Source organism: Gilliamella sp. HK2, assembly GCF_001690265.1.
GTDB classification, from domain to species: Bacteria; Pseudomonadota; Gammaproteobacteria; order Enterobacterales; family Orbaceae; genus Gilliamella; species Gilliamella apicola_C.
Map to the genome: position 1 here is coordinate 1 of NZ_LZGV01000117.1, position 22284 is coordinate 22284.

The window sequence follows — 22284 nt, forward strand, 5'->3', positions numbered from 1 at the left end:
TATGATTTCTTCCTGAAGCTGGGATTTTAAGCTCAGTTCGGCAAACATCTGCTTAAGCTTGCGGTTTTCCGCTTCGAGTTCTTTTAGACGTTTGATGTCTGAAGTTTCCATACCGCCATATTTTTCCCGCCATTTATAAAAAGTTGAATTACCCATGCCATATTTACGACAGAGTTCCTTGACAGGAATACCTGCTTCTGCTTCTTTTAAAATAGCGACGATTTGATGTTCAGTCATTTTTTTCATCATTGAATCCTCTTTTACTTTTATCATAGAGAATTTTCTACTTTTTTGCTGTACTATTTTAGGGGGTAGTTACAGTTACAAAAGCGTGTTCCCTGAGATATGAAAGGAAGACAAAAAGTGGTCAATTTTTTAGAAAAATAGAGTATTAATTGCTGTTTACATAATTCAGTGATTTTGTTTTTATTAATTTCTGATGCTGTGTTAGAAAACATTACTTCAATGATATGTTCATTTGTAGCAACTATATTTGCAAAATGCCAAGGAAATGATTCTGGGCATGTAAGTTGATCAAAATACATCACAAATTGCTCCATAAATGAATACTCAAATAGCTTCTCCACGGTGCAGCACTATCACTATTTCGAAGCTCATATTTATCGAGCGCTTTTTTTATACCTAAATCCGTTTCCATCCAAATATCTGAAGCATTCATTCCTCTTAACTTTATATAATTGATAGTCCACGGACCAATACCTTTTACTTGGCTCAAACTATCGATATGTGAATTTATATCGTAATCGCAGCACCACTGAGAAAATGCAAATAATGTATTTTTTTTGGATTGAGTTGTTTTCATTCTGTCTAACCCAGACGCTGTAATTTCTTTTGGGCAGGGAAAGTAATGATTTGCTTGTTCATCTTTTTTGTGAAAAATAGAAGCAAATTGATTTAGTAAATTGGTCGCCGCGGAAACAGAGACTTGTTGACCACATATAGCTCGAATTCCTGCTTCATATGGCGAAAGAACACCAGGAATATGCAACCCTTTATTTTTTATTATAGATGGATATAAATTTTTAAGCCGATCTTCAATAAAATTAATATTTGAATTCAAATCAAACATGGCTGAAATTTTTCTTAAGACTTCTGCCATTTTGGGTAGAAATGACCTAGATAAAGTTATAATAAAAACACGATCTTCGCACTTGATTTCAAAGTAGCCTTTGATATTTTCAATTTCTATTGTGCGTCGATAGACTCTACCTTCGATACTTTCGATGTTGCTAATAAGCCTTTTTGATTGAAATGTGAGAAAAAAATCCCAATTGTAAAAATTTATATAAGGTATTTTTAAATCAATTGTTAGTTTCGCCCCATCCTTAGTTTTACTAAGTAATTTTCGAACTGGAACTTTCAAAAATCGATTAATCAGGTTATAAAGACCACTAACGCAACTATATCCACACGCTTCTGATATTTCAACAATACTTAAATTTGATGAGTATAACAGTTTTTTCGCAAATAATGCTTTTGTCATATCTTGAAACTGTTTTAAAGGTATTCCTAAGTTTTTTGTAAACGCTTTATTTAGATTTCTACTGGAAGTAAATAAGGCTGATGCAATATCTTCTACACTAGATGTCAGCATTTCTCCTGATTGGATCAACTTTATAGCTTGTTGCGTAAATATAGAGTAACGAGAAAGCGCGTTAAAATTTGGCGAGAATTCGGGTTTACAACGAAAACACGGGCGATAACCTGCGCTAAGGGCTTCTTCTTTGGATAAGTAGTAGGTAACATTTTTTTCCAGTGGTAGTTTTGCAGGACAAATTGTTCGACAAAATATTTTTGTTGTTTTAACAGCAATAAATACTTTGCCATCAAACCGAGGATCTCTGCTTATACGAGCTTGCCTAAATACCTCTGTTGTATATTTTTCCATTAGGAATACCCAAATTTAATCAAGTAAGCCATCATATCACCATTGTGTTTGAATATTTTTCCAAAAATCGGAATTCAATGTTAATTACAATAAATTTAGTGATTTTTCTGGCAAAATTTAATTAAAGAAAGGAGGTATTAAATATAAACTTTCATATGTCTCAATGTAGGCGACTTTATCATTTATAACATGTTGATTTAGTATAAATAAATTGAAATAAAAACTTCAATAAAATCAATGGGTTTTCTGAACAACTTTTTGAGGTGAAAATATTTGCTTTTATAATACTGGTTTATTTCAATATTATATTAACAGTTATGCTCATGTTTTATTTAAGAAATTAAATCTATAATTTAGATAGGCTCAAAAATACTGCTCGTAAATAAATTTTTATAGATTAGAATGATATAGCTAGTAAAACACAGTCATTTAAAAAATGAAGTGATGCAAACAAGAATATAACTTAATGGTGATAATAATGTTACAACAAATGGGTAAAGCTGCAAAACTGGCATCATACCAATTAGCCCAATGTCCAATAACAGTCAAAAATAAAGTATTGACGATGATTGCTGATTTATTAGAACAGCACTGCACAGCTATTTTAGTTGCAAATGAGCATGATATTGAAATAGCAAAAACACAGGGGCTGAGCGCGGCTATTATTGATCGGTTATTATTAACCCCTGAGCGGTTAATGGCTATTGCTAATGATGTTCGTAAAGTGGTTTCATTAACCGATCCCATTGGTCAAATTATTGATGGTTCAACCCTAGATAGTGGTTTAAAGCTACAACGTCGCCGAGTGCCTTTAGGGGTGATTGGCGTTATTTATGAGGCTCGGCCAAACGTCACCATTGATATTGCTACGCTTTGCTTAAAAACGGGTAATGCAGCAATATTGCGAGGTGGAAAAGAGACCATGCACACAAATGCTGTGACTATTTCTATCATTCAGCAGGCATTAGACCAAGCGGGATTACCTAAAGCAGCAATACAATGTATTGATAATCCTGATCGCAAATACATTACTGAATTACTTAAACTGGACCAATATGTTGATATGATCATTCCACGTGGAGGTGCTGCCTTACATAAATTATGCCGTGAGCATTCAACAATTCCTGTCATTACTGGTGGTATTGGTGTCTGTCATATTTTTGTTGATGAAAGCGCTGACTATGATAAAGCTCTTTCTATTATCGTAAATGCTAAAACTCAACGACCAAGTACGTGTAATACGCTTGAAACGCTTCTTATTCATCGAAACATTGCAGATAAATTCTTACCTAAATTTAGTCAAATTATGGCTGATAATGATGTTGTGTTGCATGCTGATCCCAATTCTTATGAAATATTAAAATTTTGTGTTGCAAATGTTTTTGCTGTTGAAGATCAGCACTTACGCCAAGAATGGCTATCAAAAGATTTAAATGTAGTCATGGTTGACTCACTTGAACTCGCCGTAGAACATATTCGTGAATATGGTAGCGGTCATTCCGAGGCCATTTTAACCCGTAATTTATCTAATGCACAGCAATTCACTAATTTGGTTGATGCGGCAGCAGTTTATGTCAATGCTTCAACACGTTTTACCGATGGTGGACAGTTTGGCTTAGGCGCTGAAGTGGCTGTCAGCACACAGAAATTACATGCACGAGGACCAATGGGGCTTGAAGCTTTAACTACTTATAAATGGGTTGGTTATGGCGATGATTTAATCCGCCGATAATCAAAGAACCGTTTTTAATGATTTCAACTTAATTTGACATCTAAGTTTTTATAATTAAGTGTTTATAATCTAGGAGTAGGGTTACAAATGAATAAAACGATAAAAATTATCAAACTTCAATTGGGCTTTTTAGAACCCGACCTAGCTTAATTTTAGTCGATATCTTTGTTAACTCACTATTGCCGTTTACTTGCAAATTAAATGGGTGATAAATTAAATGTAAATATTTTTTTACATAATGATAATATGCCACAATGTGTCAAATGGCTAATAACGTTGGGTAATCGTTTAAGATTATTTTATATACGTATAATTCAAGCATAATAGTAATAGAAGCATTGCTGGTTTATTCATTATTTGTATATCCAATTACAAAATATTTTGTAATTTATGCCTAAATTAATAATCTTGCTAAAACTGTGAATTGTATTTTAGGTTTATTTAAAATGACGTTCGATTATAAAAGGGTTTTAAAAAACGATTAATAACGCAATTTATAGCATTAGCTGAATAAAATACTTCAATATTTTGTTCAAGCTAATGCTATTTTTAATAAAAAATCATCATATTTAGAGGTTAATGTCCCGCAACTTTCGAGAATAAATTAATAATCACCACACCAAACATGATAAATCCCATGCCTATTAGTGCTGCTAAATCTAAAGTTTGTTTTAGAAAGATCCACGCAATTAAACTGATTAATACAATGCCGATTCCAGACCAAATCGCATAGGCAATACCAACAGGGATGGTTTTTAATGCTAATGAAAGAAGATAAAACGATGCACTATAGCCAATAATAGTAATAATTGAGAACATCAAATTAGTGAAGCCATTTGATAGTTTCAATGAAGATGTAGCTATTACTTCACAAATAATTGCAAAAAATAGTAATAAATATGAATTCATATAAGTGCCTATGATTGTTAAATTAAGAAGATAATTATCTAAAGTTAATAGATATAATTAATATTTTTCGGTGTTTTGTTTTTACATCATTAGTTATGAATAAAAGGTAAAATAGATAGTTATTAATACTTGAAATGGAAGATACTTATGGTGGTGTGAGGGGGTGCTTAACAATAGCCAACTGAGTATGATCAGTTATTTTAGCCCTCGTATCCACTATATACAAAAAACAGTAACTATCTCTATACAATTATTATACCTAAAAATAAGGCGCTTAGTAGTTTTTTGTAATGTTAAATATTTATATATAAACATCGTAATATTATTAAACATCTTTTTATCGGAGGACTTGTTTTTCTGTGCTTGAATTGCAAATAATTTTCTGTTTTTTAGTGGTTTTGTCTCTACTTGATATTAGGAATACCACAATAAATTTTATTTGTTATCAATAGTTAAATTGATTGAATATCAAACCGATTGGGCTATAATGCGATAATTATTAAACAATTTATAGTGATAATGATTATTGGTTTTATTGGTGCAGGTAAAGTAGGATGTACACTAGCAAAGCATTTTACTTTATGTGGCATAAAGGTAGCGGGATTTTATAGTCGAACCTATGCTCACACACAAGAGGCGAGCGATTTTACCCAAAGCCAAGCATATTCAACTTTAGCTGATTTAGTTAATGACTGTAATTGCTTATTGCTCACAGTGCCCGATGACCAAGTAACTAATGTTTGGCAAGATCTTTGTCTGTTGCCTATTACTAATAAATGGATTGGTCACTGTAGTGGTTTGCTTACATCGCATATCTTTATCAATAATCAATCTGTTCATCCTTTTGCTTTTTCTTTACACCCCTTATATGCCATATATGATCGGTTTGATTGTTATCATGCCATGCCGAAAGTTTTTTTTACGTTAGAAGCTAATAACAACGTGATTTTTCAGCTACAAAAGCGTTTAAGCCTATTAAAAAATCCTATCGCGATCCTTTCAGCCAAGAAAAAGCATCTTTATCATGCTGCTTGTGTTATGTTAAGTAATCAGGTTATTGCTTTAGCACAAGTTGGGACTAGCTTGCTGGCTCAAAGTGGATTAGACAAAGAATTTACTGAACAGGCTTGGCACGCTTTATTTCTAGATAATGCTAATGCGGTTTGCCGTGTGGGGGTTATTGGAGCCTTAACTGGGCCTGTTGAGCGAGGAGATGTTGAAACAATTAAACAACATTTAAATGCTTTGCCAGCCGAATATAAGTCTATTTATCAACAATTATCCGCTATTTTACTTAAAATGAGTCGAACAAAGCATCCAAATAAGGATTATCGACAATTAGAATTGGAGTTGTTATCTTGAAAAATACTATTGTTACTTTACAAAAGCGTAAACAAAACCGTCAGAAAATTACCATGTTGACGGCGTATGATTATACGACAGCCAAATTGATGGACGAAAGTGGCGTGGATTGTTTATTAGTTGGTGATTCTTTAGGTATGGTTATGCTTGGCTACGATAGCACCGTATCGGTTACGATGGATGATATGATCCACCACTCAAAAGCGGTCGCAAGAGCAGCAAAATCCGCATTTGTTGTTACAGATTTACCTTTTATGTCTTATCACACCTCGGTTTACGATGCTGTTTTAAATGCGGGTCGCTTAGTTAAAGAAGGTCAAGCGCAAGCGGTTAAACTTGAAGGAGGGCAAGCATTTTGTGAGCATATCAAAATGATTACGCAAGCTTCGATTCCTGTTATTGCACATATAGGATTAATGCCTCAATCCGTGCTTGCTTTAGGGGGATATAAAGTTCAAGGCAAGGATTATCAAGAGGCTAAAAATATTGTTCTTGATGCCTTAGCGGTTGAACAAGCCGGCGCTGTAGCCATTTTATTAGAGTGTGTGCCTGCTGATTTAGCAAAAATTATCTCAGAATTAGTAAGTATACCTACCATTGGTATTGGCGCTGGCGTGAATTGTGATGGGCAAGTGCTTGTTTATCAAGATATGTTATCCATGTATGATGGCATATCATCAAAATTTGTAAAATCTTTTGGGTCAATCGGTGATCAAATGAAACAAGCTTTTAAACAGTATTGTCAAGAAGTCAATGAACAACAGTTCCCAGCGGCAATTCATGAGTTCGCCATTGATAACGACATTATAGAAAAACTTAAACTTGAATTTACTGTTAACAAAAAGGGTTAATACAAATGAATGTTGTAACGACAATAAAACAAGTGCGAGAACAAGTTAAAGTTTGGCGACAAGCAGGTTATAGTATTGGTCTTGTTCCAACAATGGGATTTTTGCACGAAGGTCATCAAAGTTTAATGGCTGCGGCTAAAAAAGATAACCAAAAAGTAATTGTGACCATATTTGTTAACCCTATACAATTTGGTCCGTCAGAAGATCTAGATAGTTACCCACGCGATTTAGAACGAGATAAAATAGCTTGTGAGCAAATGGGCGTTGATTTGATTTTTCACCCAACGGCAAGTGAAATGTATATGCCTAATTTTAGTAGCTATGTTGATGTGAATAACTTAACAGATGCGTTATGTGGAAAAAGGCGCCCAGGACATTTTAAAGGTGTATGTACGGTTGTTACCAAATTATTTAATATTACTCAACCCGATCGCGCCTATTTTGGGCAGAAAGATGCACAACAATTAGTTGTCATTAAACGGATGGTCAGTGATCTAAATTTCGATATTGATATTATCGGTTGCCCGATTGTGCGCGAAGCAGATGGTTTGGCTAAAAGCTCACGTAATAGCTATTTATCTGAAAATGAACGTAAGGCTGCTGTTTGTCTTTATCAAGCAATTGAATGCGCTAAAAAAATGATAAAGCAGGGCGAAAAGTCAGTAACAATTATTAAGAAAGCAATGGATGATGTTATTTCCAACCAACCTTTGGCTAAAATTGACTATATTGAATTTGTCGATCTAGCATCATTAGCATCGATTAATATGCTTGCCAAAGATAGTTTATGTGCCTTGGCGGTTTATATTGGTAAAACACGATTAATTGATAATTTTATTTACCAACAGCAATAATTGTAGACAAAATTATGAATGACAATTATGAAAATACCGCTTAATAGTCAGCGGTATTTTTTTGTAATTCATTCTCTGATAAAAATTCTTAAAAAGCAGATTAAATCCGTGAGTTTATTGTTATGCCAATTTATTGTTTGGCTATTTTACTGTAGAATAGCAACCATTTTATGCTTTAAATCAGGATTTGTGCATTTATTATGAAAAATACAACTTATAATCCACACGAAATTGAACAACCTATTTATAAACATTGGGAAGAAAGCGGTTATTTCAAACCCAATGGTGACAAGTCTCAACCAAGTTATTGTATTGCTATTCCACCGCCAAATGTAACGGGTAGTTTACATATGGGGCATGCGTTTCAACAAACTATTATGGATGCTTTAATTCGCTATCATCGTATGCAAGGCAATAACACTTTGTGGCAATCGGGTACTGATCATGCTGGTATTGCAACGCAAATGGTGGTTGAGCGGAAAATTGCCGCTGAAGAGAATAAAACGCGGCATGATTATGGGCGTGATGCATTTATCGAAAAAATTTGGCAATGGAAAGCAGAGTCTGGAGGAAGCATTACCAAGCAGATGCGACGTTTGGGCGATTCGGTTGATTGGGATCGTGAACGATTCACAATGGATGAAGGTTTGTCAAATGCAGTTAAAGAAGTCTTTGTCCAATTATACCAAGAAAATTTAATCTACCGCGGTAAACGTTTAGTCAATTGGGATCCCAAATTGCGTACAGCAATCTCAGATCTTGAAGTTGAAAATCGTGAGGTTAAAGGTTCAATGTGGCATCTACGTTATCCATTAGCTGATGGCGTAAAAACAGCTGAAGGTAAAGATTATTTAGTTGTTGCTACAACCCGTCCTGAAACTTTATTGGGGGACACCGGTGTTGCTGTTAATCCTGAAGATCCGCGTTATAAAGATCTGATTGGTAAATTTGTTGTATTACCATTTGTTAATCGTCGTATACCGATTATTGGAGATGAGCATGCCGATATGACTAAAGGTACTGGTTGCGTAAAAATCACGCCAGCTCATGACTTTAATGACTATGAAGTAGGGCGACGCCACAAATTACCAATGATAAATATCTTAACTTTTGATGGTCATATTGGTGAGCAAGCTCAAGTATTTGATACTAATGGCGAGCCAAGCGAAGCATATGAAACAACAATTCCAGCTCAGTTCCAAAACTTAGAGCGCTTTGCCGCACGTAAAGCGATTGTGGCAGAATGTGAATCACAAGGTATTTTAGACAAAATTGAGCCACATGATTTAACCGTTCCATATGGCGATCGCGGTGGTGTTGTTATTGAGCCTATGCTAACCGATCAATGGTATGTACGTGCTAAAGTGCTTGCAGAGCCTGCTATTGAAGCGGTAAAAAATGGCGATATTCAATTTGTGCCAAAACAGTATGAAAATATGTACTTTTCTTGGATGAATGACATTCAAGATTGGTGTATTTCTCGACAATTATGGTGGGGACACCGTATTCCCGCTTGGTATGATAAACAAGGAAATGTTTATGTCGGGCGAGATGAAATGGAAGTGCGTCGTGAAAATAACCTTGCTGATGATATTGAGCTTAACCAAGACGAAGATGTGCTTGATACTTGGTTCTCTTCAGCGCTTTGGACATTTTCAACATTAGGCTGGCCGAATAAGACTGATGATTTAGCCACGTTCCACCCAACTAATGTTTTAGTTACTGGCTTTGATATTATTTTCTTTTGGGTTGCGCGAATGATCATGATGACTATGCACTTTATTAAAGATAAAGATGGCAAGCCACAGGTTCCATTTAAAACGGTTTATGTAACTGGATTAATTCGTGATGAAGAAGGGCAAAAAATGTCAAAATCTAAAGGAAATGTTATCGATCCTTTAGATATGATTGATGGCATCTCACTACCAGAACTATTAGAAAAGCGTACTGGCAACATGATGCAACCTCAATTAGCGGAAAAAATCGCTAAACGCACTCAAAAACAATTTCCTAATGGTATAGAAGCTCACGGCACGGATGCACTACGTTTTACTTTAGCCGCATTAGCTTCAACAGGACGAGATATCAATTGGGATCTAAAACGCTTGGAAGGTTATCGCAACTTCTGTAACAAGCTTTGGAATGCTAGCCGTTATGTATTGATGAATACAGAAGGGCATGATTGTGGATTTAATGGTGGCGATTTTGATTACTCTCTAGCGGATAAATGGATTTTTGCTGAATTTAATCAAACAGTTAATGCTTATCGTGAAGCTTTTGATACTTATCGTTTCGATTTAGCTGCTAACATTCTATATGAGTTCACGTGGAACCAATTCTGTGACTGGTATTTAGAGCTAACAAAATCTATTTTAGCCCATGGTGAATCTTCACAGCAACGCGCGGCTCGTCACACCTTAGTTACTGTTTTAGAGGCTTTGCTGCGTCTTGCTCATCCTATTATTCCATTTATTACTGAAGAAATTTGGCAAAATGTAAAAGGATTAATGAAAATCAAAGCTGATACTATCATGTTACAGCCAATGCCTGCTTGTGATAAACAGCATTTAAATAATGAAGCTGTTGCCGATATCAATTGGATTAAAGATGTTGTTATTGCGGTTCGTAACATTCGTGCTGAAATGAATATTGCACCAAGCAAACCTTTGCAATTATTAATTCGCAAAGCAACACCAACAGTGCACCGAATCATTAGCGATAATATTAGCTTTATTGAATCACTCGCTAGATTATCTGAAATAGTATTATTAGATGAAGGTGAAAGTGGACCATTATCGGTAACAAAATTAGTAGATGGTGCAGAATTATTAATGCCGATGGCGGGATTAATTAATAAAGAAGATGAACTTGCTCGTTTAGAGAAAGAAATTGCTCGCATTGAAGGTGAAATTACTCGCATTACTAATAAATTATCTAATGCAAGCTTTGTTGACAAGGCTCCCGCAGCAGTTGTTGCCAAAGAGAAAGAAAAACAACAAGGTTATATTGATGATAAAGCAAAACTGCAAGAGCAGTATGCTGCAATAAAAAATCTCTAATCTTTGTAATTAAAAACCTCTCAGATGAGAGGTTTTTTATGCGTTATTAAATTAAAATTTATAGCCCACACCAATCATTGCAACCCATGGATCAAGTTTATAATTAGCTGTAACTTTAGTATTGCCTAAATGAGTAGTTGCTTTAGTTTCAATATCAATATAACGGATCTGAGCATTAATAAGCCAATTATTATTAAAGGTATAATCTGTACCGACTTGTGCAGCCCATCCCCAAGAACTATCAAGATCTAAACCATGAAATCCTGCATTTTTAGCTTCTCTACTAAGTTTTTCATCAAAAAAGAACGTGTAATTTATGCCTAATCCAACATAGGGTTGTAACTCATATTGTGAATCAAGTGGATACCAAACAGCGCTTAATGTAGGTGGCAAATGTTTGATTTTACCAAGACGAGCGCCAGAAAGCCCTGTTGAATTTCCCCCTCCTAATTTAACTTGGTGGCTAAATGGGGTTGCAGCTAATAATTCAACACCAATATTATCTGTAACCATATATTGAAAGTTTAATCCAAGCTGAGTGTCGTTATCCGCTTTTGCTTTTAGATCAGTTTTTGCTCCGCCTACTTTGACATGATCACTTTTATCTTGAGGGTGAACATAAACAGGTCCACCTCGGATAATAATTTCATTTGCAGTATGTGCATAAGCAGTTGAACTTGCTAACCCCATTGAAATCACCATAGCTACCGATGATATTTTCATTCTTTGCCTCCTTATTTATAATTTATGACATAAAATCTTGTTGAAGCACTAAAAACAATAACAATCTAAATTATTTTCATAAAAGCTGTATTAAATTTTAATTGCTAAGGGTAGTAACTATTAACCAATGAGAAATTAAAGTTAAATAGAGTAATTATATTGTTTTAATCATCTTATCATATTAAATTTGATATTTTTGAGATTTATCTCAAATTGTTAATAAATAAAATTGATTAGTAATTTGCAATGTTGGTTAAATTTATATAGAATACCTATATAAATTCTTGTGGGTTGTTAGCTCAGTCGGTAGAGCAGTTGACTCTTAATCAATTGGTCGCGGGTTCGATCCCCTCACAACCCACCATTTATAATATAAAATCAATAAGTTATATAAAAATCCTTCCTTAGAAACTCCTATGAAAATAACGAGTGGCGGTAAAATGACGGTGCAATTTTTTATAATCGTATATAATCTGTTTCCTACCATTTCAAAATAAAAATTATTGGCATGGATATGCTCTTTCGCTAGATTAGCTGCGTGCTAGTAAAATCTAGTGCCGAGATTGACCTATTGCTTTAGCTCAAAAGCGTATTGATGGTGAAATATTTCGGGGCTGACAGAATAAAAAATTGCCCCACGCATAATGCGTTTTGAATTAATGTATTTTAAATCCGTGTTTAATAAGTTAATTCGGCTAGGGGAGTGGAAACACAACAACTCACTTTAACAAATGCGCTCATTTAAAACCGATGAGCAAGAAATGGCTAATCTAACAAAAAAGCAAATTGATGGCTCACTCTTATCATGTGAGCAAAGTACGGCTAAAGACTTAACTGTTATCGTTAAAATCTGTTTAGCAACTGACGCACGTTGGAGCGAACCCGAAAACCTAAAAGCCCTCAAGTTAAAGACAGTAAGATCATCTATATCAATACCAAAGGTAATCGAACCATTCCAATAAGTGACAAGTTATTTAACGGAACCCTCACACCTTATTTACGTCTTGTTACTCAGCGTTCCGTTCAGCAATCGACAGAGCCGGTATTGAATTACCAGATCGCCAGTTAACACATGTTTATGGCATACTTTTGCCTGCCATTTTATGGTGAATGGTGGTAATATTTTAGTATTACAAAAAATCCCCGGCTACACCGACATCAAAATGACTATGAGATATGCTCATTTTGCACCTGAGCATTTTGAATATGCGGTAAGGTTGAATCCATTGAGTTAAATTTATAATAAATATTAAGGATATAAAATGGCTAACAATGTATTTTTAGATGCAATAATTCCAAGAGAAGATTTTGAGGTAAAAGAAGAATCAAAAAGCAGAGGTTCAAATATAAACACTATTGCTGCAAGAGACCTTGAAAAAGGTTCATTTTTTTTTCATTCTTTGCGAAAACCAGATTTTCAAAGAGAAACAAATGAATGGGATCCTGAAAGAGTTGTATCATTAATAGAAAGTTTTTTAGAAGGAGATTTGATTCCTGCTGTTATTCTCTGGAAAAATGGAGCTAGTTTTACTTTTGTTATTGATGGTGCTCATAGATTAAGTGCTTTAGCCGCATGGATAAATGATGATTTTGGGGATGGTGATATATCAAAAAAATTTTATGATGGAATTATTCCCGAAGAGCAAATAACGTTGGCAGAAAAAACTAGAAATTTAGTTAGAAAAAAGATAGGTCCTTTTTCTGATTTCAAGCTTGCTCTTACAAATCCAGAAAAAGTAAATGAGCAAATTTTAGAAAAATCTAAAACTCTTGGTACATTAGCAATACAAGTGCAATGGGTAGAAGGTGATGAACATAAAGCAGAATTGTCGTTTTTTAAAATAAACCAAAAAGCAACAATCATAGATAAAACAGAACTAAAATTATTAAAAACAAGAAGAAAACCAAACGGTATTGCAACAAGAGCAATATTGAGAAGCGGTAAAGGCCATAAATATTGGTCAGCGTATAATACAGAGGATCAAGAGGCTATACAAAATTTAGCTAAAGATATTCATGATATTCTTTTTACACCAAAGTTAAAAATCCCAGTTAAAACTCTTGATTTACCAATCGGAGGGAAAACATTTTCAGCGCAAAGCCAATCTCTAATATTAAATTTGGTTAATCGAGTTAATGGTATTGACTCGATTGATGATGGAAAAATTCCAGAGGATGATACAGGCGAAATAACTAAACAATATTTGAAAAAAGTTTTAAAGCTCTTACAACGAATTAACAGTGTCCATTCATCGTCATTAGGATTACATCCGGCTATATATTTTTATGCGAAAGATGGACGATATAAACCAGTATCTTTTTCAGCAACAATAGAATTAATAATGGAATTAGATAAGCAAAAAAAATTCGATTGGTTTACCAAAGTGAGAGCTCGATTTGAAGAGTTCTTACAAAATTACGATTATATGGTTCAAAATATTACAAGAAAGTATAGATCAGGAAGTTTAGCACAACCTCATATAAAGAATTTTTATATAAACATTTTAGAAGAATTACAAACAAAATCAGTTCAAGAAGCTATTAATAATATCATTGAACGTAAAGAATATAGTTACTTAACAATAAATGACGAGAATAATCATATTGATATGTTTAATGAAATAACGAGTAACACGTTTAATACATTAAGGAAATCGGAAGTTTTTTTTGCTGAATCATTAAAGAATACAATTAAATGTAAAATATGTGGCGCAGCGTTACATATAAATGCAATGACGGTTGATCATATTATTAGAAAACGAGATGGAGGAATAGCTACAGTCGAAAATGGACAATTAACTCATCCATATTGTAATACAACTTTTAAAAATTAATTAGCGGTAAAATGGCGGTTGAATATATCCTTATATAGCTAAATGTGTTTATATAGGTATTATTAGCCGCTTGATTAATTATAAGCAATTGATTTTAAATGCTACTTTAAAGAACTATTAATCAAATGGTTGCGGGTTTGATTCCCTCACAACCCACCATTCATTTTTCCAGTCAGTTATCCAATCATAGAATAAAGCATTGCCTTTCAATCTGATAAAATTTAACTAGATAGCTTGTTGTAAATAACCGACCTTGCCTCTGTAATTCGCTATTCAATTAGCATGTGGAAAACCAATTATTGACATTTTTATTATTACTCTCAATTGGATTTTATGTAATAAATCATCTTTACGGTGAAATGGTATAGATTCCTGAATCTTTTTTACACATGTATTAAACATGACCATATATTGAATATAACACACAAAGATAATGTAATTTGCGGTGAGAATAGTATAAGGTAGCTCTAGCTCGCTATGACTACTCATCACCGCTTTTTGCTATAATCATGCGCTGATTGTTGCTTGCTGTGATATTTGTTATGACCAAAATGCTCCGACATTTTGCATTAAGAGTTGTTTCGATGGTCAATTTACTTGAAAAGATATTCACTCATCCAAGTCAATTGGGGGAGTATCTTGTTAGCTAACTTAGTTACTAACTATTTTAATCTTTTGGTCTTCATTTTCATTTACTTATTTTTATACACTACAATACGCTAAAAAATAAGCAAATACATAAAATTATTTATAGGGTCAAATAAATCAAAATTCTCTAAAGATGGTTATTATATGTAATTGATGAAAAATTATTACATGTTTTTTATCATAAATTCCTTTATTTCATCTAAGAACAAATTACCATATTTTTCCAATTTGATTTTACCTACACCAGTAATATTAATTAGCTGCTTTTTACTTGCTGGCGTAGTTTGAACCATTTCAAGCAGTGTCGCATCACTAAAAACAATATATGGAGGAATATCCTCTGCGTCAGCAATATTTTTTCGCAATCGCTTAAGGTTACCAAATAAAATTCGTTCTTCGTAAGATAAAATTGTTGTTAAGTTAATTGCTCTAGCATATCGATTTATACGGCTTTTCTTAACGATTTCTAAACGAGGTTTAGCCAAAGATAGTGATATTTCGCCTCTAAGTATTGAACGCGCTTTTTGCGTTAATTGTAGTGTTGTATAAGTTGATATGTTTTGGCATAAATATCCCAAATAAATGAGCTGCCTAATAACGCTGTGCCAATAAGCTGATGAATGCTGCTTGCCAATTCCATAAAGTGATAATTTATCATGACCACTTTCTTTAATTTGGGAACGCCCAGATCCACGTAAAACATCAATAATATATTGAGCACCATAATGTTGCCCAATACGGTAAGTGCAAGATAAAACTTTTTGTGCATCAACTAAACCATCATAATGTTCAGGTGGATATAAACAAACATCGCAGTTATTACAAGGCTCTGTTCGATCCTCACCAAAATAATTAAGCAACACAATTCGGCGACAAGTCAAACTTTGTGCAAATGCTTCCATGGCATTTATTTTATGTTGTTCAACGTCTTTATGTGGACCATCCATTTTTTCGTTAATTTGTCGATAATACCAATCTAAGTCTTTTTTATTAAACAATAGTACCGCTTCAGCCGGCACACCATCTCGTCCTGCTCGCCCCGTTTCTTGATAATACGCTTCGATAGTTCTAGGGCAATCTGCATGAATAACAAACCTCACGTTGGGTTTATTGATTCCCATTCCAAATGCAACGGTGGCAACAATAATTTGAACATCATCTTTTAAAAAAGATTCTTGGGCTTGTTGACGTTCATTATTCGTCAACCCAGCATGATACGCTGCAACTGAAAAACCGCGGGCAGCAAGCCTTATGGTCATATCTTCAACTTTAGAACGGCTTGAACAATAAATGATTCCACTATTACCATTTTGTGTTTCAATAAACGAGACAATTTGTTCGGTTTGATTAAATTTTTCAACCACCGTATAACGAATATTAGGCCGATCAAAGCTTCTTACTATAACTAATGGGTCGATTAAATTAAGTTGATGAATAATATCAGCCTGAGTCATTTTGTCGGCGGTTGCCGTCAATGCAACAATTGGCACTTTTGGAAAACGAGATGAAAGCTGACCTAATTGACGATAATCTGGTCTAAAATCATGTCCCCATTGTGAAATACAATGCGCTTCATCAATGGCGATTAATGAAGGTGGATGTTCATCTATTAATGTTGAAAAAGAGTATACAGCCAACCTTTCTGGTGAAACATATAATAGCTTTATCGAATGATTTAAATATTTAGCTAGTACTTCTTGTTGTTCGGTTTGTGATTGTGATGCATTAAGATATGCAGCAGCAATACCGTTGGCTGATAATTGATCAACCTGATCTTTCATCAAGGAAATTAATGGGGAAATAACTATTGCTGTTCCTGATAACAAAACTGCGGGAATTTGATAACATAAAGATTTTCCCCCGCCAGTTGGTATAATTGTTAAAGTATCACGTCCATCGATAATAGATTCAATAATTTCCCTTTGTTGGTTTCTAAATGATTTATAACCAAATACATTTTGCAACACATCTTCAATCTGATCTTTTATCGACATACAATCCTAAACATGTAACACCTACGTAAAGAAGCGAGTATAGCTAAATTAATTTAAACAAACCACCCAGAATTTTCATAAATTTACAATTGTTCGCAAAAATAAAAAAATACTAATAAAAGACTTCATCAATGGTAATACAAAGTTTTTTTCAATTTCAAAGTAAATAATGTTTATTATATAGTCAATATTGTTCGACAGCTTAAAAAAACAGCTATTTTTTATTTTTTTACTTGATACAAAGCAATTTGCCAGTTAATATTTGCGTGTTTCAAATATACGCCCGTAGCTCAGTTGGTTAGAGCATCACCTTGACATGGTGGGGGTCAGTGGTTCGAGTCCACCCGGGCGTACCATTCTAAAGCCTTATCTAGAAAATCTTTAAAGTGATTACCTTGAATTCAGATTTTATTAGTAGGGTAAAATAGATACCATTAAATAGCCCTTTAAATGCTAACAATTTCAAAATAAACGAATTTCCACATGAAAAAATTTCAATAAAATCGGCGATTGTTATGACTGATTTTTGCTTGAATTTTGAGTTTTATTTTGGTGAAAGGAATGGGTCTTATTTTCAATAATTGACTTAACTCGTTTCCAGTTTAATAACATTCTACCTGCTTACTTCCCTAATTTTTTCATAAAGTTAAATCGCTCTTTAGGATAATGCTGTTTATTATGATGTGTATATAGCATTGCTGTCGATTTGGTATTGAGTGAATTACTCAAAATCTAGGCACAAAAAAACGCAGTCAAGCGACTTCATTTTTTCTTTTTAAAATTCTTAGAAGTGTATATTTCGTATTTTTTGAATTTCTCGTTCACTGGCTTGTTTTTTTTGCTAGAACGCACTCCATTTTGCTTTAATTTGTCTTGCTCATCCTTTGGTTTGTCACTCTCTTCTAATAGAAAATTGACCATAATAAAACAGATATAAATCAAAGCAAAAAAAGATACACCACCGATCAACCTAATTGCATCAGGATCTGAACCACGATACGTTATATTATGGATTACTGCCGCATCTACAATTTGCGACCAAAAAATAATTAAAAATAATACGATTAACTTTTTCATTGTGTACATCGCCCAGTAACAAACTTGTTATCATACCCTGCACTTTTGCTATATGCGCATTACGTTTACACTCTAAATTTTCAGGTGCATACATTTTATTCCAAGCCATTATTAGCTTCTTTTCTTGATTAGATAAATTGATTTTATATTTATCAGACATGTAAAGATATGTACGTGCTATCATTCCACGAATTTCGTCACGTGGCTGGAATATGCAAGCTTTAAAATCCACAGCACTTTTACACTTTTCATACTGATTAAATACTTTAGTGAATAGCGAATAACGATAATTAGACCTATCGCCATTCACTTCACTAATAGCCGCTTGAAAGTTATGTATATCACTTGCTATTTGATTGACACGCTTTACGTCCACCTGCTTTCCAGCATGTTAAGTGTCTATCAAAATTTTCGGCAGGTATAACATGGTCCCACTTAATGCATTTAGCTATAGCCTGATTTTTCTTGTATGGTATCTACATTTGTCAAAATCAACAACACCTTTTTATCTATCCACGAAAATTTTCATCCGCAATAAAATGTAGTTTGATCAGGGTTTGATTTATATAATTTAGTTAAATGTGTTTTAGCTGAATTAAAGTTCTGTGCTGAATAAACCAATAATGGAGTAAATAAAAGTAAGATAGCTATTTTCCCCATAAAATCCATTTAAAATAAATCCAATAACTGAAAAAAATTTAATATGTTATATAAAAAATCGATTTTTATAGTAGAGCATCCTACAACAGCAACCATCCAGCAAGAAACTTGATAAAATAAACCCTCAGCTTTCGATAAGGATTTAAAAGAGTAAAAGAATAAATATACGCTTAATTCTCTTGTTTATAATATTGATATCATTTGCAGTCTATTAACCATCAAAGGTGGGGTGTAGCCACCTCCTGTTTTAAATATATCAACAGATATTTAATCAATCAAGGTGATTTATGGCAAAATCAGTAACTGAAACAGCTCAAAACGAGGATTTGAAGTAGAAGATTTAAAAAAAACACATTGACAATATCGCATTAATTGAGCAAGTAAGTAAAAGCCTAGATATATCGCAAACTCAATTTATGATTGATACAGAGTATTTTTATCAAAAACAAAAAAAATAAAATCAACATTTTATATGGGTTATTTTTTAGTAAATAATACGCATAAATTAATGGATTATTTACAAAAAAGGCAACTAAATTAAAGCTGCCTTAAAATAATAAACCAAAATAAAATATTGGTTGATTAGAAATTAATTTCGGTACCGACAAAATAACGGCGACCTTCTAAGGTTTTACCAAAATCTTCGTTAGAAACGTTTTTGTCAAACAAGTTATAAACCCCACCATAAACTTTAGCATCTTTGTTTATTTGGAAAGAGGCACCCACATCCCAGAAAGTATAGCCTGGGTAGTCAATTTTTTGCCCACTACGATTATTAGATGATTCTACACCATAATAGGCCATTTTAGCCCATAAATCCCATTGCTCAGTGGCATACCAATCTAGTTGGGTATTGAATTTTTGTTTTGGTGTTCGATTTAAAGGACGTCCTTTATATTTGCCACTTTTTTGTTCTGTTTTTGTCCAAGAGTAGTTAGAGCTTAGTAAAAAATCGGTTAATAATGGTGTTTTGAATGAAAATTCAAAACCTTTAAGATCGGCTTTACCCACATTTTCACGGCCTTGTATAAAGTCAAATATTTTACTATAACCATTTAACTCACAGTTATGTTTGTGATTACAGATATAATATGACTGAATTTTGTCTTTATATTTTGTATAAAATGCTGTTGCAGAAGTATCGATACCATAATCATTAGTATATCCGATCCCGATTTCAAAATTATTTGATTTTTCTGGTTTTAAATTTGGATTCCCAATAATTACCCCATCTGAGTATCCGCCTCCAGTTACTTGTCCCCAATCACTTACAACATAACGTAGCTGTGGAGTTGCATAGCCTGTAGAATACCCCCCTTTTAGGGTAAAGTTATCATCAATATTCCAAACACTATAAACTCTTGGATTCCAGTTACTGCCATAATTTTCATCTTTGTTATAACGTAATCCTAAAGTTAAGCTCCAATTTTCTAAAATGCGTAATTCATCTTCGCCAAATAGCGCATAATTCCAACGATCGATTTTAGATAATGTTGTTTTTAGCTGGTTTCCTTTATCATGTAATTCTTGATAATTATATTTTCCGCCTAAAGTCAGCATATTGATACTAAAAGGAATAGTCACACGTGTATCTACGTCGGTGTTTCGAATTTTCATATTTCTTTTAGGGTTGTTATTGCCTTCATAAGCAACAAAGGAAGTGGTAGATACATCGCCAAACAAACCATTATGTGTCAGAGCAAACGAATTACGGCGATTATCCCGATTAAAATTATTTCTAGATTTATCTCTTGTTTTGCCTGCGGTTGCGTTACTATTTTGCAAAGATCGTCCAAAATCAAGATCAAATTTTTGTGTATCAGATGCATTTAATGATAATTTACCATTTAAGCTACGTAATTTTTGTCCTGAATGACCATTTAGAAATTTGTCTTCATGGCGTCTTGAATATTGTCCATAAAGTTGGATACCCAAAATATCATCAATAATCGGTCCCATAGTTGAGAAACTACCAGTATAGGTATTTTTTTCTTCTGAACGATAAGGAATAACTGATTCTAGACGCAGGCCACTTTGCCATTTATTTGACACTTTTTTGGTAATGATATTAATAACCCCACCCATGGCATCAGAGCCATATAGTGACGACATCGGCCCTCGCACAACTTCAATACGTTCAATAGCGGTTAATGGTGGTAGCCAGCCTTGTTCAAAACCAGAATTGTCACTATTAGGTCTTGTTTCACGTGTACTAATTTTTTTGCCGTCAACTAATATCAAGGTATACTTTGCATCCATACCACGAATGCTAATATCAGTAGAATCACCACCACCGGTAATATTTACGCCAGGAATATCTTTTAGTGCATCAGTAACATCGCGGTAAGGTTTATTTTCGATTTCTTTAGGTGTAATAACTGAAATAGTCGCAGGCGCTTCTTTCACTTGTTGTGAGAAACCTGATGCGGTAACCACCATGGTATCAGTATCTGAATTGCTAACAGCCATAGCAGTACTTGATAATGACAACAAAATACTAGTATTAATGACATGTGTTGCCAACTTAAACTTCTTTTTTGCGTTCATTTATTATAACCCCATTATTTATAATGATATTTACATTTCCTTTCATCTCTAAGCACACTACACTATATGATAATGATTATCAATATCTTTGTAAAAAATTATTTAGATCTAGACAAACTTTCTTTGTTGAATAATAATTATTATCATTTAAAACAATGCGAGAATTTAGATATGAATAAGAAAAAAAAGTTACTTTTGAGTAGTATTGCTGTGATCGTATTAGGATTAACCGCCTGTCAATCATCAACAATGCGCGTAACTACTGATAGCCAAACGGTAGTTGTCCCTAAATCGCCTAAAAAAGTAGTGGTAATGAATTATGGCGCATTAGATACTTTAGATGCGTTAGGAAAAGGATCGATAGTTGCTGCAACTCCACTATCAGTTATTCCATCTTATTTGCAACAATTTAATCATGCGTCGCTCTCCGATACTGGTAATATGAAAGAGCCTAATATTGAGGTAATCAAAAAAGTTAAGCCTGATTTGATTGTCATTGATGGGCGTCAAGCTAGTAAAACTGAAGAACTATCAAAAATAGCGCCTGTCATTAATTTAAGCGTTGATGCTAAAAATTATGTTGAATCGGTCAAAAACCATATTCAAGTGCTAGCCAATATAACAGGGTCAGAAAGCAAAGCGAATGAAATTATTCAATCATTAGATAAAAAAATTAAAGATGCCCAATCTGTAGCTCAAGCTAGCCCCAAAAAGGCCATTGTAACTATCCACAATGATGGAAAAATGATACTTATTAATTCAAGCTCAAGTGCAGCGCTGATTCATGATGTGCTAAACGTTAAGCGTGCTGTGCCACTAACTATTATGCCTGCGCAATCAAAACTCGGGAAACCTGCGCCAGTTTTTATTGATGATAATTACATCAAATCAGTGAAACCAGATATCGTTTTTATCGTTGACCGCAGTAAAGCAATTGGTAATCAAGGTATGGTTGAACACTATTTTTCTCCAAAAGTACTAAACAAAAGCAAAACAAAAGTAGTTTATTTAACACCTGATCTTTGGTATTTGTCTGGTGGTGGTGCTGAAAGCATAAATCTTCAGATAGACGAAGTCACTAATGCATTAAAATAAGATTATTAATAAATTTATCTTCCTATTATT

15 protein-coding genes, 2 tRNA genes and 1 pseudogene are annotated in these 22284 nt (G+C 33.7%); 10 read left to right on the top strand and 8 right to left on the bottom strand.

The window, feature by feature from the left end; genetic code table 11:
• On the bottom strand, window positions 1-246 hold a 246-nt coding region (locus tag A9G45_RS13515), incomplete at its 3' end, for a transposase (protein WP_176701650.1).
• Between the two features lie 298 nt (window positions 247-544).
• Window positions 545-1909, bottom strand: coding sequence for a DNA-3-methyladenine glycosylase 2 (locus tag A9G45_RS13525; RefSeq protein WP_065568192.1), 1365 nt, complete (start codon window positions 1907-1909; stop codon window positions 545-547).
• A gap of 478 nt (window positions 1910-2387) precedes the next feature.
• Here A9G45_RS13525 and proA point away from each other — a divergent pair, with 478 nt between their 5' ends.
• Entirely contained in the window at window positions 2388-3641 is a 1254-nt protein-coding gene (gene proA, locus A9G45_RS13530; protein ID WP_065568193.1) for a glutamate-5-semialdehyde dehydrogenase, read from the top strand.
• 576 nt (window positions 3642-4217) lie between these two features.
• On the opposite strand, the gene A9G45_RS13535 is transcribed toward proA, so the two are convergent.
• Complete coding sequence (locus A9G45_RS13535; RefSeq protein ID WP_065568194.1) at window positions 4218-4550, bottom strand: DMT family transporter; 333 nt, start codon at window positions 4548-4550, stop codon at window positions 4218-4220.
• Window positions 4551-5069: 519 nt separating this feature from the next.
• Between A9G45_RS13535 and A9G45_RS13540 the strand changes: the two genes are divergently transcribed.
• The 4 genes from A9G45_RS13540 (at window position 5070) to A9G45_RS13555 (ending at window position 10676) form a co-directional block, all read left to right on the top strand.
• Window positions 5070-5912 (top strand): Rossmann-like and DUF2520 domain-containing protein, encoded by an 843-nt coding sequence (locus A9G45_RS13540; RefSeq protein WP_065568195.1) that lies wholly within the window; start codon window positions 5070-5072, stop codon window positions 5910-5912.
• Entirely contained in the window at window positions 5909-6763 is an 855-nt protein-coding gene (panB, locus tag A9G45_RS13545) for a 3-methyl-2-oxobutanoate hydroxymethyltransferase (RefSeq protein ID WP_065568196.1), read from the top strand. Before A9G45_RS13540 ends, panB begins: the two co-directional genes overlap by 4 nt.
• A 5-nt stretch (window positions 6764-6768) precedes the next feature.
• Window positions 6769-7617: a pantoate--beta-alanine ligase gene (panC, locus tag A9G45_RS13550; protein ID WP_065568197.1), complete on the top strand. Its 849-nt coding sequence runs from the start codon at window positions 6769-6771 to the stop codon at window positions 7615-7617.
• A gap of 200 nt (window positions 7618-7817) precedes the next feature.
• Window positions 7818-10676: a valine--tRNA ligase gene (locus A9G45_RS13555; RefSeq protein ID WP_065568198.1), complete on the top strand. Its 2859-nt coding sequence runs from the start codon at window positions 7818-7820 to the stop codon at window positions 10674-10676.
• 51 nt (window positions 10677-10727) lie between these two features.
• Here A9G45_RS13555 and A9G45_RS13560 read toward each other — a convergent pair whose 3' ends face one another.
• Window positions 10728-11399 carry an OmpW family outer membrane protein gene (locus tag A9G45_RS13560; protein ID WP_065568199.1) on the bottom strand — a complete coding sequence of 224 codons (672 nt, stop codon included), beginning with the start codon at window positions 11397-11399 and terminating at the stop codon, window positions 10728-10730.
• A 288-nt stretch (window positions 11400-11687) separates the two neighbouring features.
• On the opposite strand from A9G45_RS13560, the gene A9G45_RS13565 reads away from it, so the two are divergent.
• The 3 genes and pseudogenes from A9G45_RS13565 to A9G45_RS13575 all read left to right on the top strand — a co-directional run bounded on the left by A9G45_RS13565 (window position 11688) and on the right by A9G45_RS13575 (window position 14233).
• A tRNA-Lys gene (locus A9G45_RS13565) sits at window positions 11688-11763 on the top strand.
• A gap of 262 nt (window positions 11764-12025) precedes the next feature.
• A pseudogene (locus A9G45_RS15095) lies at window positions 12026-12634 on the top strand (phage integrase); the annotation flags it as partial.
• 27 nt (window positions 12635-12661) lie between these two features.
• Entirely contained in the window at window positions 12662-14233 is a 1572-nt protein-coding gene (locus tag A9G45_RS13575; RefSeq protein ID WP_065566456.1) for an HNH endonuclease family protein, read from the top strand.
• 812 nt (window positions 14234-15045) lie between these two features.
• On the opposite strand, the gene recQ is transcribed toward A9G45_RS13575, so the two are convergent.
• Window positions 15046-16875: a DNA helicase RecQ gene (gene recQ, locus A9G45_RS13585; protein WP_065566458.1), complete on the bottom strand. Its 1830-nt coding sequence runs from the start codon at window positions 16873-16875 to the stop codon at window positions 15046-15048.
• Between the two features lie 279 nt (window positions 16876-17154).
• Here recQ and A9G45_RS13590 point away from each other — a divergent pair.
• Window positions 17155-17231: transfer RNA gene (locus tag A9G45_RS13590), tRNA-Val, on the top strand.
• Window positions 17232-17637: 406 nt separating this feature from the next.
• Here A9G45_RS13590 and A9G45_RS13595 read toward each other — a convergent pair.
• The 3 genes from A9G45_RS13595 to A9G45_RS13605 all read right to left on the bottom strand — a co-directional run bounded on the left by A9G45_RS13595 (window position 17638) and on the right by A9G45_RS13605 (window position 21159).
• Window positions 17638-17952: a hypothetical protein gene (locus A9G45_RS13595; RefSeq protein ID WP_065580376.1), complete on the bottom strand. Its 315-nt coding sequence runs from the start codon at window positions 17950-17952 to the stop codon at window positions 17638-17640.
• Window positions 17882-18328 (bottom strand): endonuclease, encoded by a 447-nt coding sequence (locus A9G45_RS13600; protein WP_065566460.1) that lies wholly within the window; start codon window positions 18326-18328, stop codon window positions 17882-17884. Before A9G45_RS13600 ends, A9G45_RS13595 begins: the two co-directional genes overlap by 71 nt.
• An 866-nt stretch (window positions 18329-19194) precedes the next feature.
• Window positions 19195-21159, bottom strand: a complete 1965-nt coding sequence (locus A9G45_RS13605) for a TonB-dependent receptor domain-containing protein (protein WP_065566461.1) — start codon at window positions 21157-21159, stop codon at window positions 19195-19197.
• A 171-nt stretch (window positions 21160-21330) separates the two neighbouring features.
• Between A9G45_RS13605 and A9G45_RS13610 the strand changes: the two genes are divergently transcribed.
• Window positions 21331-22254: a siderophore ABC transporter substrate-binding protein gene (locus A9G45_RS13610; protein WP_176701605.1), complete on the top strand. Its 924-nt coding sequence runs from the start codon at window positions 21331-21333 to the stop codon at window positions 22252-22254.
• The last annotated feature ends 30 nt before the right edge of the window (window positions 22255-22284 follow it).

Coding starts and splice junctions, on each gene's coding strand:
- A9G45_RS13525 (WP_065568192.1), bottom strand. CDS start 1,909: ATGGAAAAATATACAACAGAGGTATTTAGGCAAGCTCGTATAAGCAGA.
- proA (WP_065568193.1), top strand. CDS start 2,388: ATGTTACAACAAATGGGTAAAGCTGCAAAACTGGCATCATACCAATTA.
- A9G45_RS13535 (WP_065568194.1), bottom strand. CDS start 4,550: ATGAATTCATATTTATTACTATTTTTTGCAATTATTTGTGAAGTAATA.
- A9G45_RS13540 (WP_065568195.1), top strand. CDS start 5,070: ATGATTATTGGTTTTATTGGTGCAGGTAAAGTAGGATGTACACTAGCA.
- panC (WP_065568197.1), top strand. CDS start 6,769: ATGAATGTTGTAACGACAATAAAACAAGTGCGAGAACAAGTTAAAGTT.
- A9G45_RS13555 (WP_065568198.1), top strand. CDS start 7,818: ATGAAAAATACAACTTATAATCCACACGAAATTGAACAACCTATTTAT.
- A9G45_RS13560 (WP_065568199.1), bottom strand. CDS start 11,399: ATGAAAATATCATCGGTAGCTATGGTGATTTCAATGGGGTTAGCAAGT.
- A9G45_RS13575 (WP_065566456.1), top strand. CDS start 12,662: ATGGCTAACAATGTATTTTTAGATGCAATAATTCCAAGAGAAGATTTT.
- recQ (WP_065566458.1), bottom strand. CDS start 16,875: ATGTCGATAAAAGATCAGATTGAAGATGTGTTGCAAAATGTATTTGGT.
- A9G45_RS13595 (WP_065580376.1), bottom strand. CDS start 17,952: ATGAAAAAGTTAATCGTATTATTTTTAATTATTTTTTGGTCGCAAATT.
- A9G45_RS13605 (WP_065566461.1), bottom strand. CDS start 21,159: ATGAACGCAAAAAAGAAGTTTAAGTTGGCAACACATGTCATTAATACT.
- A9G45_RS13610 (WP_176701605.1), top strand. CDS start 21,331: ATGAATAAGAAAAAAAAGTTACTTTTGAGTAGTATTGCTGTGATCGTA.